This window comes from Dactylosporangium aurantiacum, from assembly GCF_000716715.1.
Lineage (GTDB): Bacteria > Actinomycetota > Actinomycetes > Mycobacteriales > Micromonosporaceae > Dactylosporangium > Dactylosporangium aurantiacum.
In genome coordinates this window covers 107,332-123,307 of record NZ_JNYJ01000041.1, presented here as the reverse complement: position 1 = coordinate 123,307, position 15,976 = coordinate 107,332, and the positions used below count along the sequence as shown (strand labels likewise).

Sequence of the window (15,976 nt, the reverse complement as noted above, 5' to 3'; positions counted from 1 at the left end):
ATCCGCCGCGCCGCCCGCATCGCCGCCCGTACCAAAGCCGCCGACCTCCTCGCCGTCCACGTCATCCGCGGCGACGGCCTCGCCGGCGCCGACCCCGCGCGCCTGGCCCGCCAGCAGGTCCTCGTCGAACGCCTCGGCGGCACCTACCACCAGGTCGTCGGCAACGACATCCCGGCCGCCCTGCTCGACTTCGCCCGCGGTGTCAACGCCACCCAGCTCGTCCTCGGCGCCAGCCGCCGGCACCGTTTCGCCCAGCTGTTCGCGCCCGGGGTCGGCGTGACCACCGCCGCCGAGTCCGGCGCGATCGACGTGCACCTCGTCACCCACGAGGAGGCCCGGCGCGGCCGGCTGCGCGGGAGACGGTCCGGCGGCCTCACCCGGCGCCGGCGGCTCGCCGGTGTCGCGCTCGCGCTGCTCGGCCTGCCGCTGCTCACCGCCGGGCTTGACGCGGTGCGCGCCGACCTGTCGCTGTCCAGCGACATCCTCGCGTACCTGATGCTGACCGTCGCCGTGGCCCTGGTCGGCGGGCTGTGGCCGGCGCTGCTCGCCGCCGTCGGCAGCTTCCTGCTGCTCAACTACACGTTCACCCCGCCGCTGCACCGGTTCACCATCGCCGAGCGGGAGAACCTGTTCGCGCTGCTCTCGTTCGTCGTCGTGGCGGCCGCCGTGTCGGCCGTGGTCGACCTCGCCGCGCGCCGCACCCGCGAGGCCGCCGCCGCCCGGGCCGAGGCGCAGACCCTGTCGACCCTCGCCGGCGCCGTCCTGCACGGCGACCGGCCGCTGCCGGCGCTGCTGGAGCGGGTGCGGGAGACGTTCGCCCTCACCGCCGTCACCCTCCTGGAACGCCGCCCCTCGGGCACGCCGCCCGCCGCGGAAACCAGGTCGGGCGCCGGTGACGCGGGTGCCGGGGTGCGGGCCGGGTGGAGGGTCGCGGCGAGCGTCGGTGACCGGCCCGCGGCGCCGCCCGGTGACGGCGAGACCGAGGCGCGGCCCGGTGGCGGCGCGAGGGAGGTGCGCGCCGGCGCCAAGGCCGCCGTCGGCGGCCTGCGCAGCCACGACGTGGAGTTCTCCGCCGAGGACCGCGAGGAGCTCCTCGCCACCGCCGAGGAATCCCTCGACCGACTCAACCGCCTCGTGGAGAACCTGCTCGACATGAGCCGCCTGCAGGCCGGCGCCCTCGGCCTGCACGCCCGCCCGGTCAGCGTGGCCGACGCCGTCGCCGAGGCGGTCGAGGAGCTCGGCGGGGTCGCCGACGCCCTGGGCACTCCCGACGCGGTCGGCGTGCCCGACACCGACACCGGCCCGGGCGGCGACCGCGGCCCGGAAGCGGAGCCCGCGGCGGGCGACGCCGGCGGGCAGGCCGTCGCCGTGCGGGTCAGCGTGCCCCGGGACCTGCCCCAGGTCGTCGCCGATCCCGCGCTGCTGGCCCGGATCCTGGTCAACGTCCTGGCCAACGCGCTGCGGCACAGCCCGCCCGGGCGCCCGCCGCGGGTCAGCGTCAGCGAGCACGCCGGCCTCGTCGAGGTCCGCGTCGTCGACCACGGGCCGGGGATCGCGGCCGAGGACCGGGACAGGGTGTTCCAGCCGTTCCAGCGGCTCGGGGACCGCGACACGACCACCGGTGTCGGGCTCGGCCTGGCACTGTCGCGGGGGCTGGCCGAGGCGATGGGCGGCACGCTCGTCCCCGAGCACACCCCCGGCGGCGGGCTCACCATGGTCCTGACCCTGCCGGCCCTGGCCCGCGACGGCGCTCAGAGGTCCAGGCGGTAGCCGAGGCCGGGCCGGGTCACGATGTGCCGCGGCCGGGCGGGGTCGCGTTCGAGCTTGCGGCGCAGGTTGGCGAAGTGTACCCGCAGGTAGTTCGTCTCCGTCTCGTACCGGGGGCCCCACACCTCGCGCAGCAGCTGCCGGTGCTCCACGACGGTGCCGGGCTGGCGGGCCAGCACCTCCAGCAGGTGCCACTCCGTCGGGGTGAGCCGGACCTCACCGGCGGGGCCGACGGCCCGCTTCGTGGCCAGGTCCAGCGTGAACGACTCGGTCGTGATCACCGGCGCGCCCGGCGTCGGCGCCCCGCGGCGCAACGCGGCACGGATCCTGGCGAGCAGCTCGTCGACGCCGAAGGGCTTGGTGACGTAGTCGTCGGCGCCGGCGTCCAGGGCGGCGACCTTCGCCGGCTCCGAGTGCCGCGCCGACAGCACGATGACCGGCACGGCGCTCCAGCCGCGCAGGCCCTTCACGACCTCGATGCCGTCGAGGTCGGGCAGGCCCAGGTCGACGATCGCCAGGTCCGGGTGGTGGTTGCCCGCCGAGATGAGGCCGGCCGTCGCGGTGGTCGCGGTGTCGACCTGGTAGCCGCGGGCGGTCAGGTTGACCCGCAGCGCACGCAGCAGCGGCTCGTCGTCGTCGACGATGAGGATCCGGCTCACGGTCCGTATTGTCCTCCAGCGGGGTCCGGGACCCGACAGCGGCGGCGGGCCGGCGCGCGGCGGGCGTGCTGTATCCATGGAGAGGTGGAGCAGCAGGTGATGGACGAGGTGGAGAAGCTCGGCACGATCGTGTCGATCTGGGCGCACCCCGACGACGAGACCTACCTGGCGGGTGGGCTCATGGCGGCCGCCGTCGCCAACGGGCAGCGGGTCGTGTGCGTGTCGGCGACCGTGGGGGAGCACGGCACCGACGACCCGGTCGGGTGGCCGCCGGAGCGGCTCGGCCGGACCCGGCGCTGGGAGGCGGCCGCGGCGATGGCGGTGCTCGGCGTCACCGACCACCGGTTCCTCGGCTACCCCGACGGCGGGATGGCCGCGCTCGACCCGGCCGGCCCCGTCGAGCGGATCGCCGCACTGCTCGCCGACGTCGCGCCGGACACGGTGCTGACGTTCGGGCCGGACGGCGGGACGTTCCACCCCGACCACCAGACGATCTCCGCCTGGGTCGGCGCGGCGTGGGACCGGGCGGGCCGGCCCGGGCGGCTGCTGCACGCCACGATGACGGCGGAGCATCTGGCGACCTGGGGCGAGCGGTACGAGCAGTGGCAGGTCTTCATGACCGACGAGCGCCCGGTCGGCGTCGCCCCGGAGGAGCTGGCGGTGGACCTGCGCCTCACCGGCGTCGCGCTGGACTGCAAGATCGCCGCGCTGCTCGCCATGCACACGCAGGTCGCCCCGGCGGTCGCGCTGCTCGGCATGGACGACTTCCGGGCCCTCAACGCGGGCGAGGCGTTCATCGAGGCGCCGCCGGCACCGTGACCAGGTCCAGCGCCGCCTCGACCAGGACCGTCTCGACGTCCCGGGCGCACCGTTCGACGGCCTCCGGGGCGAACCGGTGGGTGTCGCCCCACAGCGAGTAGTTCGCGTCGTCCTCGACGTGCAGGTACAGGGCGCCGTCGTAGGTGTCCTCGCGCACCCCCCAGCGCACCGTCGTGGCGTCCCGCGCCGCCCGGACGTCGTCCTCGGTGGGGACTGGCCCGGCGCCCTCGTCGCGGTCCTCCGCGCGGCGGTCGTTGAGGTAGCAGGACAGGTCGCGGCCGGCGGTCAGCTCCCGGTGCGCGACCGGGTCGTAGTAGCCGTGCTTGTACGCGCCGATCGCCGCGCTCCACGCCCGGGCGACGACGGCGTCAAACGGGCCGGTCACGTCGATCACGCACAGGCCGAACTGGCGCAGGCTGCCGACCGCCTCGGCGAACCCGGGCCGGAACCGGTTGCTGACGATCACCTGCACCACGGCGGTCGTGGATCCGGTGAGGTGGGCGGTGGCGACGGCGTAGGCGGCGAGCAGCACCGGACCCGACGCGACGCGGGTGCGGGCCGACACCCGCCGCACGGCGAGCGCCGTCGCCGGCGACCCGCAGACGACCTCCCAGAAGCGCGGCTGCCCGGGCACGCCGCCGGGCGCGCCACCGCCGGACGGCAGGCCGCCGGCCCGCGGGTCGGCGGACGGCGGGTCGGCGGGCGGGATCCGCAGCAGCTGGCGGTGCCAGTACCGCAGCGACTGCGCGCTGGCCCGCAGCGCCGCCGGGGTCCGCTGCTGCCGGGCCAGCTCCAGGGGTCCGGTGCCCTGGACCGGCACGGTGGCCACACCGGCCGCCGGGTCCAGGTTGGCGAGGTCCCGCACGATCGCGTTGATGCCGAAGCCGTCGACGACGACGTGGTAGTACATGACCACGATGTGGGTGGGTGTCCCGCCGGCGCGGACCACGGCCATGCGCACCGGCCACTGCGTGCACGGGTCGAAGGCGGTCGTCTGGTAGCGCACCCGGACCTGCTCGGCGGCCTCGGCGGGATCCCCTGCGGCGTCGAGCACCTCCAGGGCGATCTCGCCCCCGGTCGACACGACCTGCCGCGGCGGCTCACCGTCCACAAGGGACAATCGGGTGCGCAGTGCCTGGTGCCGGCTCATCAGCAGGCGCAGCACGGCCGCGACCCGCTCGACCGTCTCGCCCTCGGCGGCCGGGACGGTGCCGCCGATGTTCATCGTCCGCCCGGTGCGGCGCATGAGGTCCCAGACGTCGCGCTGGCCCCACGTCAGCTCCTCGGTGCCGCCGCCGTCGCCGTGGAACGCGACGATGACGTGGCTCGTCCTGTTGTCCACCAACGACTCCCGTCCGCCCTCGCCCAGCCGCGAGCGTGGTGCCGGCGCGCCGGCGGTGTCAATCGGCGGTGCCGGGCCGGGCGGTCGCCGCCCCTGCCGCGGTGGAACTTTCATCCGGCGGGCCCCACTGATCGCGGCGGACGAGCCGGACAGCTCGGCGAAGGCCCACCAGCCGCCGGCCGGTCCATCGCCGGCCCGTGTCCGTCCGGCGGCGGGATCATGCGGCCGAGGTCACGCGCCGGGACCGTGCGGCGAGGTCACGCGCCGGGACCGTGCGGCGCGGTCACGCGGGCGGCGGTGCGGTGCTGGCGCGCACGACGAGCTGCGTGGCCAGCTCCACCCGGGCCGGCTCGACGGTCTCGCCGACCGCGAGCTGCAGCACCATCCGGGCCGCGGTGGCGCCCATCTCGGCGAAGGGCTGCCGCACCGTGGTCATCGGCGGGCCGCACCAGCGGGTCACCTCGATGTCGTCGAAGCCGACGACGCTGACGTCGTCGGGGATGCGCCGGCCGAGCAGGCGGGCCGCCTCGTACACGCCGAGGGCCTGCAGGTCGTCGCCGCACAGGATCGCGGTCGGCGGGTCGGGCATGGTGAGCAGCTGCCGGCCGAGCAGCGCGCCGTCGTCGAAGTGGAACCGGCCGTGCCGCACCAGCGCCGGGTCGAGCGGCACACCGGCGGCGTCGAGGGCGCCGCGGCACGCCTCGAGCCGGGCCCGGGCGCACAGGTACTCCATCGGGCCGGTGATGACGCCGACCCGCCGGTGGCCGAGGTCGAGCAGGTGGCGGGTGGCGGCGATGCCGCCGCTCCAGTTCGTGGCGCCGACCGACGGGATCGAGTGCATCGGCTCGCCGGTCGGGTCGAGCACCACCATGGGCACGCCGCTGGCGATCAGCTGCTCGTACTGCCGGGCGCGGAACGCCGAGTTGACCGCGATGACGCCGGTCGGGCGGCGGGCGAGGAGCCGGTCGGCGGTGCGCCGCCCACCCGGTGACGGGCCCTGTAGGTCGGTGAAGCCGACGGCCAGGCCGCGGTCGCGGACCACCTGCTCGACGCCGCGCAGGATCTCCATCGCGAGGTGGCTCTCCAGGCCGTAGAACGCGACCTCGACGCTCGGGGAGGCGACCGCGGACTCGCCGCGCCGGTAGCCGTGCTCACGCAGCAGCGCCTCGACCCGGTCCCTCGTCTCGACGGCGATGCCGGAGCGTCCGTTCAGAACTTTCGAAACTGTCGGCGGGGAGACTCCGGCGAGCTGGGCGATGGCCGCGACCGTGACTTCGCCGCGTCGCCGCCTGCCGCCCGGGACTTGAGCTTTCGCGGGATCCACCGCGCCAGTGTATGGGAGCCGCACCGGTCCGCGTCGAGCCGGTTTCACCCGCCGGTGGCGGTCGGAGCGTTCGGAAACATTTCCAACGGCGCGGTGCTGGCCCGCACCACCAGCGGCGTGGCCAGCTCCAGACGGGTCGAGTCGAGCGGCTCGCCGGCGATGAGCGACAGCAGCATCCGGGTGGCCAGCCCGGCCATCTCGGTCAGCGGCTGGCGCACCGTGGTCAGCGGCGGGATGGACCAGCGGGCCTGCTCGAGGTCGTCGAAGCCGACGACGCTGATGTCGGCCGGCACCCGCAGCCCGCGCTCGTGCAGGGCCTCGTAGGCGCCGCGGGCCATCTCGTCGGCGCAGGCGAAGATGGCCGTCGGCGGCGCCGGCAGGTCCAGCAGGGCGAGGGTCTCCCGGTAGCCGGTGGGGCTGGTGAAGTCGCCGGTGCGCTCGTAGCCGGCGGGGATCTCCAGGCCGGCGGCGTGCATCGCGGCGCGGAAGCCGTCGAGGCGGGCCCGGGAGCACAGCACGTCGCCGGGGCCGCCGATGACCGCGATGCGCCGGTGGCCCAGGCCGATGAGGTGCTCGGTGGCGGTGAGCGCGCCGGTCCAGTTGGTGGCGCCCACCGACGGCACACTCGGGTCCGGCTGCCCGGCGGGGTCGACCACCACGACGGGGATGCCGTGCTCGGCCAGCAGCGCCCGCTGGTCGGCGGACAGCTCCGACAGCACCAGCAGGACCCCGTCGGAGCGGCGCGCCGCCAGGTTCTCCAGCCAGCGCCGGTCCGGCGTGTTGCGGGACCGGCCGTGCACCGCGGAGACCACGACGCCGGTGCCGGCGCGGTGGGCGACCTCCTCGACGCCGGTCAGGATCTGCATCGCCCACGGGCTGCCGAGGTCGACGAAGACGACGTCGATGAGCCCGACGGCGCGCGCCGGCGCCGCCCGGCGGGGCAGGTAGCTGCGGCGGCGCAGCAGCTCCTCGACCCGTTCCCGGGTCGCCGGGGCGACGTCGCGCCGCCCGTTGAGCACCTTGGACACGGTGGGCACGGAGACTCCCGCCTCGGCGGCGATCTCCGCCATGGTCGCCCTGCTGTGCCGCGTCATGCCGCCCCCGTCCCGGTCAAGGTCAGCGCGAGTCTACGTCGAAAGTTTCGGCGGCGGGCAGCCGGGCGCCGAGCCAGTCCAGCTGGCGCCGCACGTGGACCGCGTCGCCGCCCTCGTGCCCGTTGAACGGGTACGTGTGCATCGTGCGGTCCGCGGTGCCGTACGCATGGTACGCCGCGAACGCGGTGCTCGGCGGGCACACCGTGTCGCGCAGGCCGACGCCGAAGTGGCCGGGCGCGCGCGCCCGCCGGGCGAAGCTGACACCGTCCACATAGGACAGCGTGTGCCGGGCCGGCGCCTCCGCGTCACGGTGCACGGCGAGGTACTGGGCGATCTCACCGTACGGCGAGGCGTCGGTGAGCATGACGGCCCGCCCGATGTGGCACAGGAACGGTGCCGTGGCGAGCATCGCGGCCAGGTCCGGCACCAGGCCCGCGACGGCGAGGGCGAGCCCGCCGCCCTGGCTGTTGCCGGCGACCGCGACCCGCGCCGGATCCACCCCGGGCAGGGCGCGCACCGCGTCGACGGCCCGCACCGCGTCGGTGATGAGCCGCCGGTAGTAGTAGTCGTGCGGGGACAGGATGCCCTGGGTCACCGGCCGGTGCCCGCCGGGCGCCCCGGCGTGCGGGTCGGGGGTGTCGCCGCCGTTGCCGTACAGGTCACCCTGGCCGCGGTTGTCCATGAGCAGGTGCGCGTAGCCGGCGCAGACCCAGGTGAGGCGCTCGTGCGGCAGGCCGCGGCCGCGGCCGTACCCGGCGTACTCGACCACGGCCGGCAGTGCGCCGGTCACCCCGGCGGGCCGGCTGAACCAGGCCCTGACCGGGTCGCCGCCGAAGCCGGCGAACGTGACGTCCCAGGTGTCGACGAGCCGAAGCCCGGTCGGCACGGGCCGGGCGGCCCGCACCGGCGGCGCGGCGCGGGCCTCGCCGAGCGTCTCCTGCCAGAACGCGTCGAAGTCCGCGGGCGCGGGCACCGCCGGTGCGTAGTGCTCCAGCTCCTCGAGCGGCAGATCGAACTGTGCCATGGCTCCTCACGGTGGTCGAACGAACGTTCCTGAACCTTGCAAGGCGCCGGTCCGGCACTGTCAGTGCAGGTCATGCCGCATTGAAGTGGTCCTTGACAGCGCGTCGGGGAGAAATCTACATTACCCGATGCGTGACCGATTGTTTCCGAAACTTTCGGTGTTTGGAAGGGATCGGGGATGAGAACTCAGCGGCGGCGCACCTGGCGGACCGCGGTGCGCCGCGACTGGCAGCTGTACTCCCTGGCCGTGCTGCCGCTGCTGTTCTTCCTGATCTTCCGGTACCTGCCGATGGCCGGCAACGTCATCGCGTTCCGCCGCTACCGGCCGGGCGGCGACCTCTTCGGCGACACGTGGGTCGGCCTGCGCTACTTCAAGATGTTCTGGCACGACCCGACGTTCTGGCACGTCTTCACCAACACCCTCGTGCTGGGCGGGCTCACCCTGCTGCTGGTCTTCCCACTGCCGATCGTGCTCGCCCTGCTGCTCAACGAGGTGCGCACCCGCTGGCTGAAACGGTTCGTGCAGACGGTCTCCTACCTGCCGCACTTCCTGTCGATCGTGGTCGTCGCCGGCATCGTCATGCAGCTGCTCGCCCTCGACGGCGCGGTGAACGCGGGCCTGCGCGCCGTCGGCGCCGACGCGGTGCCGTTCCTGCAGCAGCCCGGCTGGTTCCGCACCATCTACATCTCCTCGGAGATGTGGCAGACCGTCGGCTGGGGCACGATCCTGTACCTCGCCGCGCTCACCACCGTCGACCACGAGCTCTACGAGGCGGCCCGCATCGACGGCGCCGGCCGCTGGCGGCAGACCTGGCACGTGACGCTGCCCGGCATCCGCCCCACCATGGTGACGCTGCTGATCCTCAACATCGGCACCTTCCTGTCCGTCGGGTTCGAGAAGGTGCTGCTGCTGTACAACCCCCTGACCTACCCGACCGCCGACGTCATCGCCACCTACCTGTACCGGGTCGGCGTCGTGTCCGGCAGCTTCAGCTACGCCGCCGCCATCGGGCTGTTCGAGTCGCTGATCGGCCTGACCCTGGTGCTGACCGCGAACTGGATCTCCCGCCGCACGGTCGGGGCGAGCCTGTGGTGACCACCGACATGACCAAGGGGCGGCGCGTCTTCCAGGCCGTCAACGCGCTGATCCTCACCGGCCTCGTGGTGCTGACGCTGTACCCGTTCGTGAACGTCGTCGCCCGCTCGTTCAGCCAGGAGCGCTACATCCAGGCCGGACAGGTGAACCTGCTGCCGCGCGGCCTGAACGCCACCACCTACGAGGTGGTGATGTCCGACCCGGTGTTCTGGACCAACTACCGCAACACCGTCGTCTACACGGTGGTGGCCACCGCGATCTCCATCGTGCTGACCACCTGCTACGCGTACGTGCTGTCGAAGCGCCACCTCAAGGGCCGCGGGCTGCTGGTCGCCGTCGCCGTGTTCACCATGTTCTTCAACGGCGGCCTGATCCCCAACTACGTGCTGGTCAGCGGCCTCGGCCTGCGCAACACGATCTGGGCGGTGGTGCTGCCCAACGCGATCAGCGTGTTCAACCTGCTGGTGATGAAGGCGTTCTTCGAGGGTCTGCCGGTCGAGCTGGAGGAGGCGGCCGCCGTCGACGGGCTCGGCACGTACGGCATCCTGTGGCGCATCGTGCTGCCGCTGTCGAAGGCGGTCATCGCCACGATGGTGCTGTTCTACGCGGTCGCCTTCTGGAACTCCTGGTTCCCGGCGTTCCTCTACATGGACGACGCGGACCTGTTCCCGGTCACCATCTACCTGCGCAACCTCATCGCCGGCTCCACCGGCGGCTCCGACATCTCCACGCCGTCGGACACGGCGCTGCAGATCGCCGCGAACATCCAGGCCGTGACGATCGTGCTCACCGCGCTGCCGATCATGCTCGTCTACCCGTTCATCCAGCGCTACTTCGTCTCCGGGGTCACCCTCGGCGCCGTCAAGGGATGACCGCGCCGCCCGGAGCCAGACTAAGGAGTCCCCCATGCACCAGGTTTCCAGGCGTGCCCTGTTCGGCGCGTGCGGCGCCGCCGCGGTGGTCGCCCTCGCCGGCTGCGGCGACGACGACGACCCGTCGAAGGGGCAGGACTACACCGGGCACCGTGACGGCGCCATGGACGCCTACGGCCTCGGCCAGCAGTTCACCGCCACCCAGCCGCTGAACTTCTCCATCATGGTGCTGAGCAACTCGGCGTACCCGTACAAGGCCGACTGGCTGTTCTTCAAGGAGCTCACCAAGCGCACCAACGTGACGCTGCAGGCGACCGTCGTGCCGGGCAGCGACTACAACCAGAAGCGCAGCGTCATGGTCGCCGCCGGCGACGCCCCGATGATCATCCCGAAGACGTACCACCCCGACGAGGAGGCGTACATCGCCAGCGGGGCGATCCTGCCCGTCAGCGACCACCTCGACCTGATGCCGAACTTCCGCGACCAGGTCGCCAAGTGGAACCTGCAGCCCGACCTCGACGCGTACCGGCAGGAGGACGGCAAGTTCTACCTGCTGCCCGGCCTGCACGAGGACGTCTGGTCCGAGTACTCCCTGGCGATGCGCACCGACGTGCTGCAGCAGCTCAACCTGCAGGTGCCGAAGACCTGGGAGGACCTGCGCACCGTGCTGCGGGCGATGAAGGCCGCGCACCCGGACGTGTACCCGCTGTCGGACCGGTGGAGCACCCCGCCCAACCCCGGCGCCAACAGCCTGCTGTCGATCGTCGGCACCGCGTACGGCGTCCAGGCCGGCTGGACCTACCAGCACGCCAAATGGGACGACGCGGCGAAGGCGTTCGTCTACACCGGCGCCTCCCCGCAGTACAAGCAGATGGTCGAATACCTCAACTCGCTCGTCACCGAGAAGCTCGTCGACCCGGAGAGCTTCACCCAGTCCGACGACCTCGCCAGGCAGAAGTTCGCCAACGGCAAGTCGTTCGTGATCAGCTGCAACGCGCAGACCCTGGTGAACGAGCTGCGGCCGAGCATCGCGAAGATCGCCGGCGCGACCGTCGCGAAGATCCCCGCGCCGACCGGCCCGATGGGCGACACGAAGGCCGGCCTCCGCCTGGAGAGCGGCGTCATGATTTCGTCGAAGGCGCGCGACAGCAAGAACTTCGTCGCCCTGATGCAGTTCATGGACTGGCTGTACTACTCGCCCCAGGGCAAGCTGTTCGCCAAGTGGGGCGTGGAGGGCACCACGTACACCGGCAGCGTCGACGACGGCACGTTCAAGCTCGCCCCGGACGTCAACTGGGGTGGGCTGAACCCGTCCGGCACGAAGAACCTCCAGGTCGAGTACGGCTTCCTCAACGGCGTGTTCAGCTACGGCGGCCCCACCAAGCTGCGCAACTCCCAGTTCCCCAAGGAGGAGCAGGCGATCCAGGACGTGATGAGCGCCCGCAAGAACCAGCCGCTGCCCCCGCCGCGCCCGCTCAACGCCGAGGAGCGGGAGCAGGTGACGCTGTGGGAGACGGCGCTGAAGGACCACGTGAACCAGCAGACGCTGAAGTTCATCCTCGGCCAGCGGCCCCTCAGCGAGTGGGACGCGTACGTCGGCGAGCTCAAGGGCAAGAACATGACCCGGTACGTCGAGGTCGTGAACGCCGCCTACAACCGGTACAAGAAGAACCACGGATGACCGGGAGGCTCGGCGACGCCTGGCGGTACTGCATCGGTGCCGGCCGCTTCGACCTCGCGCTGCGCCGCGACTACCAGGACTCCCTGGCGCTGCTGCAACGCGAGATCGGGTTCCGGTACGTGCGCCAGCACGGGCTGTTCAGCGACGGCATGGGTGTGCACCGGCCCTACGACCACGGCGGCGCGCGGCACGTGCTGCACGCGTTCACCTACGTCGACCAGGTCATCGACGCCTACCTGGAGCTGGGCATCCGGCCGTTCGTCGAGCTCGGGTTCACCCCGCCGGGGCTGGCCTCCGGCGACCAGACCGTGTTCTGGTGGCGGGGCAACGTCACGCCGCCCAGCTCCCGCACCGAGTGGGCGGCGCTGGTCCGCGCCACCGTTACGCACCTCGTCGACCGGTACGGCATCGACGAGGTGCGCCGGTGGCCGATCGAGGTCTGGAACGAGCCGGACCTCGACGTCTTCTGGCAGCACGCGGACCAGGACGCCTACCACGAGCTGTACGAGGCCACCGCCCTCGCGGTGAAGGACGTCGACGCCGGGCTGCAGGTCGGCGGCCCGGCCCTGTCGCCGGGCGCGGACGACGGGTGGCTGCCGCGGTTCGCCGAGTTCGTCACCGCCCGCGACGTGCCGGTCGACTTCGTCAGCCGGCACGGCTACACCTCCGGCACCGCCCAGCACGTACCCTTCGGCGTGCACCAGACCCTCGCGCCGGCCGCGACGCTGCTGACCCAGTTCGGCGCGCCGCGCCGGCAGCTGGCCGGCACCCCGCTGGCCGGCCTGCCGGTGCACATCACCGAGTTCAACTCCTCCTACCGGCCCGACAACCCGGTGCACGACACCGCGTTCCACGCCGCCTACCTGGCACCGGTCGTGGCCGCCGGGGGCGACCTCGTCGACTCGTTCTCCTACTGGACGTTCAGCGACGTGTTCGAGGAGAACGGCATCCCGGTGTCGCTGTTCCACGGCGGGTTCGGGCTGCTCACCCACCGCCAGATCCGCAAGCCGACGTTCCACCTGTACGCGTTCCTGGCCCGGATGGGCGACGAGGTGCTCGCCCGCGGCGAGGACCACCTGGTGACCCGCGACGGCGACGGCCGGGTCACCGTCCTGGCCTGGGCGCCGGTCGACCACACCGGGCTGGCCGCGCCCGTCACCGGGCACCGGGTCCGGCTGTCCGTGCCGGTCGGGCCGCCCGGCACCGGCACGGCCTATGTGGCCCGCTCCTCGGTGTCGGAGGAGGCGGGCAACGTGTGGGCCGCGTGGCGGGACATGGGCAGCCCCCGCTCGCCCCGGCCCCGGCAGCTCGACGCGCTGCGCGAGGCGGCGGAGCCGGCCCGGCGGCACCACACCGTGCCCGTCGCCGCCGGCCTGGCCTGCCTCGACCTCACCCTCGCCGCGCACGAGGTGACCCTGGTGGAGGTCACCGCCGTGCACGACGAGACCCCGCCGTGGTGGGACGAGGACCGGCTGCTCGGCGCGGGCGGCCCGTGATGCGCCGCTTCGGCACCGGGCCGCTGTCCCGGCTCGCGGCGCGCACCTACACGCTGCTCGTGGTGGAGGCGGCGCTCGTCGCCACCACCGCGCCCGGCCTGGCGCTGCTCGTGCTGCTCGACCGGGACGCCAGCAACGTCCCGCTGTTCCTGCTGTGCGCGCTGCCGGCCGGCCCGGCCCTGTCCGCCGCCGTCTACGCGCTGCACCGGCAGCCCGCCGACCTCACCGACCTGCGCCCCGCCGCCGCGTTCGGGCGCGGCTACCGGCGCAACGTCGGCGCCGCACTGCGGATCTGGGTGCCGCTGCTGGCGGTCCTGGCCGTGGTCGCGGTCAGCCTCACGCACCGGGAGGCCGCCGGGGTGCCGGTGTGGTGGTCGGCGCTGCTCGTGGTCGTCGCCGCGGCGGTCACCCTGCTCGGCCTCGCCGCCCTGGTCATCGTGTCGCTGTTCGAGTTCCGGCCGGTCGACGTGCTGCGCCTCGCCGTGCACTTCGTCGCCGGCCGGCCCGCCGTCGCCCTCGGCACCGCGGGGCTGCTGCTCGCCGCCGCCGCGGTCACCGCGCTGACCTCCGAGGCGGTCCTGCTGCTGCTCGGCTCGGCGTTCACTGCCGCGCTGCTGTCCGTCACCCGCCCCATGATCAACGGCATCACGGAACGGTTCGTGGCGTGACCACCCGTTGCCACTCCCGCATGGACGGTCCGCCCGCCGGCCCGGAGGCGTCCGTGCCCCTGACCCTGGAGGCGGCGTGGTCATGACGGGACCGGAGCGCGACACACCCGGCGGCGTCCCGGGCGTGTCCGGCGGCGTGCATCCGGCCTGGCTGCCGCCGTCGGCGATGCGGGCCGTCGGCCGCCGCCGCGTCCAGGTGCACGGCGACGGGCCGCTCGTGGCGACGGTGCGCGCCGAGGTGGCGCGGGCCCGCGCGGACCACGGCGGCGACGGTGACGGCCCGCCCGACCTCGTCCTGGCGCTCGCCCCGGCGCAGCCCCCGGACGGTTTCACCGTGTCCCGGGCGGCGGGTGTCACCACCGTCGCCGCCGGCGACGGCGCCGGGCTGCTCTACGGGCTGTTCCACGTCGCCCGGTTGGGCGAGGCCGCCTTCGGCGCGCCGTTCCCGCCGCGGGTGCACCGGCCGGCGTACGAGCGGCGGATGGTGCAGCACTGGGACAACGTCGACGTGCACCCCGTCATGGGGCAGGTCGAGCGCGGCTACGCCGGCGGGTCGCTCTTCTGGCACGACGGCGCGCTGCGCGCCGACCTGTCCCGCGCCGCCGCCTACGCTCGGCTGCTCGCCTCGGTCGGGGTCAACGCCGTGTCCGTGAACAACGTCAACGTGCACGCGACCGAGGCGCTGCTGCTGACCGACCGGCTCGGCGACGTGGTCACCCTGGCCGACGTGCTGCGCCCGTACGGCATCCGCGTCCACCTGTCGGTGAGCTTCGCCGCGCCGGCCCGCGACCTCGGCACCGCCGACCCCCTCGACCCGCGGGTGACGGCCTGGTGGGCGCTGGCCACGGACCGGGTCTACGAGGCGATCCCCGATTTCGGCGGGTACGTCGTGAAGGCCGACTCGGAAGGGCAGCCCGGACCGTTCGCGTACGGCCGCAGCCACGCCGACGGGGCGAACGCGCTCGCCGCCGCGCTCGCCCCGCACGGCGGTGTCGTGCACTGGCGGGCGTTCGTCTACAACCACCGGCAGGACTGGCGCGACCGCGGCACCGACCGGGCCCGCGCCGCCTACGACCACTTCGCCCCGCTCGACGGGCAGTTCCTGGACAACGTCGTGCTGCAGGTGAAGCACGGCCCGGTCGACTTCCAGGTCCGCGAGCCGGTGTCGCCGGTCATCGCCGCGATGCCCGGCACCCGGGTCGCCGTGGAGCTGCAGGCGACCCAGGAGTACACCGGCCAGCAGCGGCACGTGTGCCACCTCGGTCCGATGTGGCGGGAGGTGCTCGGCTTCGCGCCGTGGGGCGCGGACGGGCCGGCGGTCGCCGGGGTCGCCGACGGGCTCGTCGCGGTCTCCAACGCCGGCGACGACCCGTTCTGGACCGGGCACCCGCTCGCCCAGGCGAACCTGTACGCGTTCGGCCGGCTCACCTGGGACCCGCACCTCGACCCGGTCGCCGTGCTCGACGAGTGGATCGACCTGACGTTCGCGCCGGACACGACCGCCGACCCGGCGCTGCTGCGCGGCACCCTGCACGCGGTCATGGACGACTCGTGGCGCACGTACGAGCGGTACACCGCGCCGCTCGGCGTCGGGTTCATGGTCCGGCCCGGGGACCACTACGGTCCCGACGTCGACGGCTACGAGTACACGCCGTGGGGCACCTACCACTTCGCCGACCGCGACGGCGTCGGCGTGGACCGCAGCACCGCCACCGGCACCGGCTTCGCCGGCCAGTACCCACCGGCGTGGTCACGCGTCTACGGCTCGCCCGCCGAGTGCCCTGACGAGCTGCTGCTGTTCTTCCACCACGTGCCCTACGGCCACGTCCTGCACGACGGCACCACCGTCATCCAGCACATCTACGACACGCACTTCGCCGGCGCGCAGGAGGCGGAGCGGATGCGGCAACGATGGGCGCAGCTGCCGGCCGGGCTGGTCGACCCGGCGGTGGCCGGACGGGTCGCGGAGCGCCTCGACGAGCAGGTGCGCAGCGCGCGCGAGTGGCGCGACCAGATCAACACGTACTTCCACCGCAAGTCCGGCGTCCCGGACGCGCACGGCCGCCGCATCCACTGACCGCCCGAGCCCCGGGCGTGCCGGGCTCGCCGTGACCGGCCGCACCGCCGCCCGACCC

The 15,976-nt window shown here is 73.7% G+C and carries 13 protein-coding genes; 8 read left to right on the top strand and 5 right to left on the bottom strand.

Features of this window, described 5'->3' with window-relative positions; all coding sequences use genetic code 11:
* On the top strand, window positions 1–1,770 hold a 1,770-nt coding region (locus OP18_RS37345; RefSeq protein WP_033363869.1), incomplete at its 5' end, for an ATP-binding protein.
* Here OP18_RS37345 and OP18_RS37340 read toward each other — a convergent pair.
* Window positions 1,752–2,426: a response regulator gene (locus OP18_RS37340; protein WP_033363868.1), complete on the bottom strand. Its 675-nt coding sequence runs from the start codon at window positions 2,424–2,426 to the stop codon at window positions 1,752–1,754. The two genes, OP18_RS37345 and OP18_RS37340, sit on opposite strands and share 19 nt — an antisense overlap.
* 84 nt (window positions 2,427–2,510) lie before the next feature.
* On the opposite strand from OP18_RS37340, the gene OP18_RS37335 reads away from it, so the two are divergent.
* Window positions 2,511–3,245 carry a PIG-L deacetylase family protein gene (locus OP18_RS37335; RefSeq protein WP_211273788.1) on the top strand — a complete coding sequence of 245 codons (735 nt, stop codon included), beginning with the start codon at window positions 2,511–2,513 and terminating at the stop codon, window positions 3,243–3,245.
* Here the strand turns inward: OP18_RS37335 and OP18_RS37330 are convergent.
* From OP18_RS37330 to OP18_RS37315, 4 genes are all read right to left on the bottom strand, one after another.
* Window positions 3,220–4,587 (bottom strand): condensation domain-containing protein, encoded by a 1,368-nt coding sequence (locus tag OP18_RS37330; RefSeq protein ID WP_033363867.1) that lies wholly within the window; start codon window positions 4,585–4,587, stop codon window positions 3,220–3,222. The two genes, OP18_RS37335 and OP18_RS37330, sit on opposite strands and share 26 nt — an antisense overlap.
* A 283-nt stretch (window positions 4,588–4,870) precedes the next feature.
* Window positions 4,871–5,911, bottom strand: coding sequence for a LacI family DNA-binding transcriptional regulator (locus OP18_RS37325; RefSeq protein ID WP_033363866.1), 1,041 nt, complete (start codon window positions 5,909–5,911; stop codon window positions 4,871–4,873).
* 44 nt (window positions 5,912–5,955) lie between these two features.
* A complete protein-coding gene (locus OP18_RS37320; RefSeq protein WP_052387901.1) occupies window positions 5,956–7,005 on the bottom strand; it encodes a LacI family DNA-binding transcriptional regulator in 1,050 nt (349 codons plus the stop codon).
* Window positions 7,006–7,027: 22 nt separating this feature from the next.
* Window positions 7,028–8,029, bottom strand: coding sequence for an acetylxylan esterase (locus OP18_RS37315; RefSeq protein WP_033363865.1), 1,002 nt, complete (start codon window positions 8,027–8,029; stop codon window positions 7,028–7,030).
* A gap of 177 nt (window positions 8,030–8,206) precedes the next feature.
* Between OP18_RS37315 and OP18_RS37310 the strand changes: the two genes are divergently transcribed.
* The 6 genes from OP18_RS37310 (at window position 8,207) to OP18_RS37285 (ending at window position 15,918) form a co-directional block, all read left to right on the top strand.
* Window positions 8,207–9,124, top strand: coding sequence for an ABC transporter permease (locus OP18_RS37310; protein WP_033363864.1), 918 nt, complete (start codon window positions 8,207–8,209; stop codon window positions 9,122–9,124).
* Window positions 9,121–9,996 carry a carbohydrate ABC transporter permease gene (locus tag OP18_RS37305; protein ID WP_245635657.1) on the top strand — a complete coding sequence of 292 codons (876 nt, stop codon included), beginning with the start codon at window positions 9,121–9,123 and terminating at the stop codon, window positions 9,994–9,996. Before OP18_RS37310 ends, OP18_RS37305 begins: the two co-directional genes overlap by 4 nt.
* Window positions 9,997–10,030: 34 nt before the next feature.
* The gene (locus OP18_RS37300; RefSeq protein ID WP_033363863.1) at window positions 10,031–11,677 is read left to right on the top strand and encodes an ABC transporter substrate-binding protein; all 1,647 of its coding nucleotides are present in this window, start codon (window positions 10,031–10,033) and stop codon (window positions 11,675–11,677) included.
* Window positions 11,674–13,173, top strand: coding sequence for a GH39 family glycosyl hydrolase (locus OP18_RS37295; protein WP_033363862.1), 1,500 nt, complete (start codon window positions 11,674–11,676; stop codon window positions 13,171–13,173). Before OP18_RS37300 ends, OP18_RS37295 begins: the two co-directional genes overlap by 4 nt.
* Window positions 13,173–13,841, top strand: coding sequence for a hypothetical protein (locus tag OP18_RS37290; RefSeq protein ID WP_033363861.1), 669 nt, complete (start codon window positions 13,173–13,175; stop codon window positions 13,839–13,841). Before OP18_RS37295 ends, OP18_RS37290 begins: the two co-directional genes overlap by 1 nt.
* A gap of 82 nt (window positions 13,842–13,923) precedes the next feature.
* Complete coding sequence (locus tag OP18_RS37285; protein ID WP_052387906.1) at window positions 13,924–15,918, top strand: alpha-glucuronidase; 1,995 nt, start codon at window positions 13,924–13,926, stop codon at window positions 15,916–15,918.
* Window positions 15,919–15,976 lie beyond the last annotated feature (58 nt).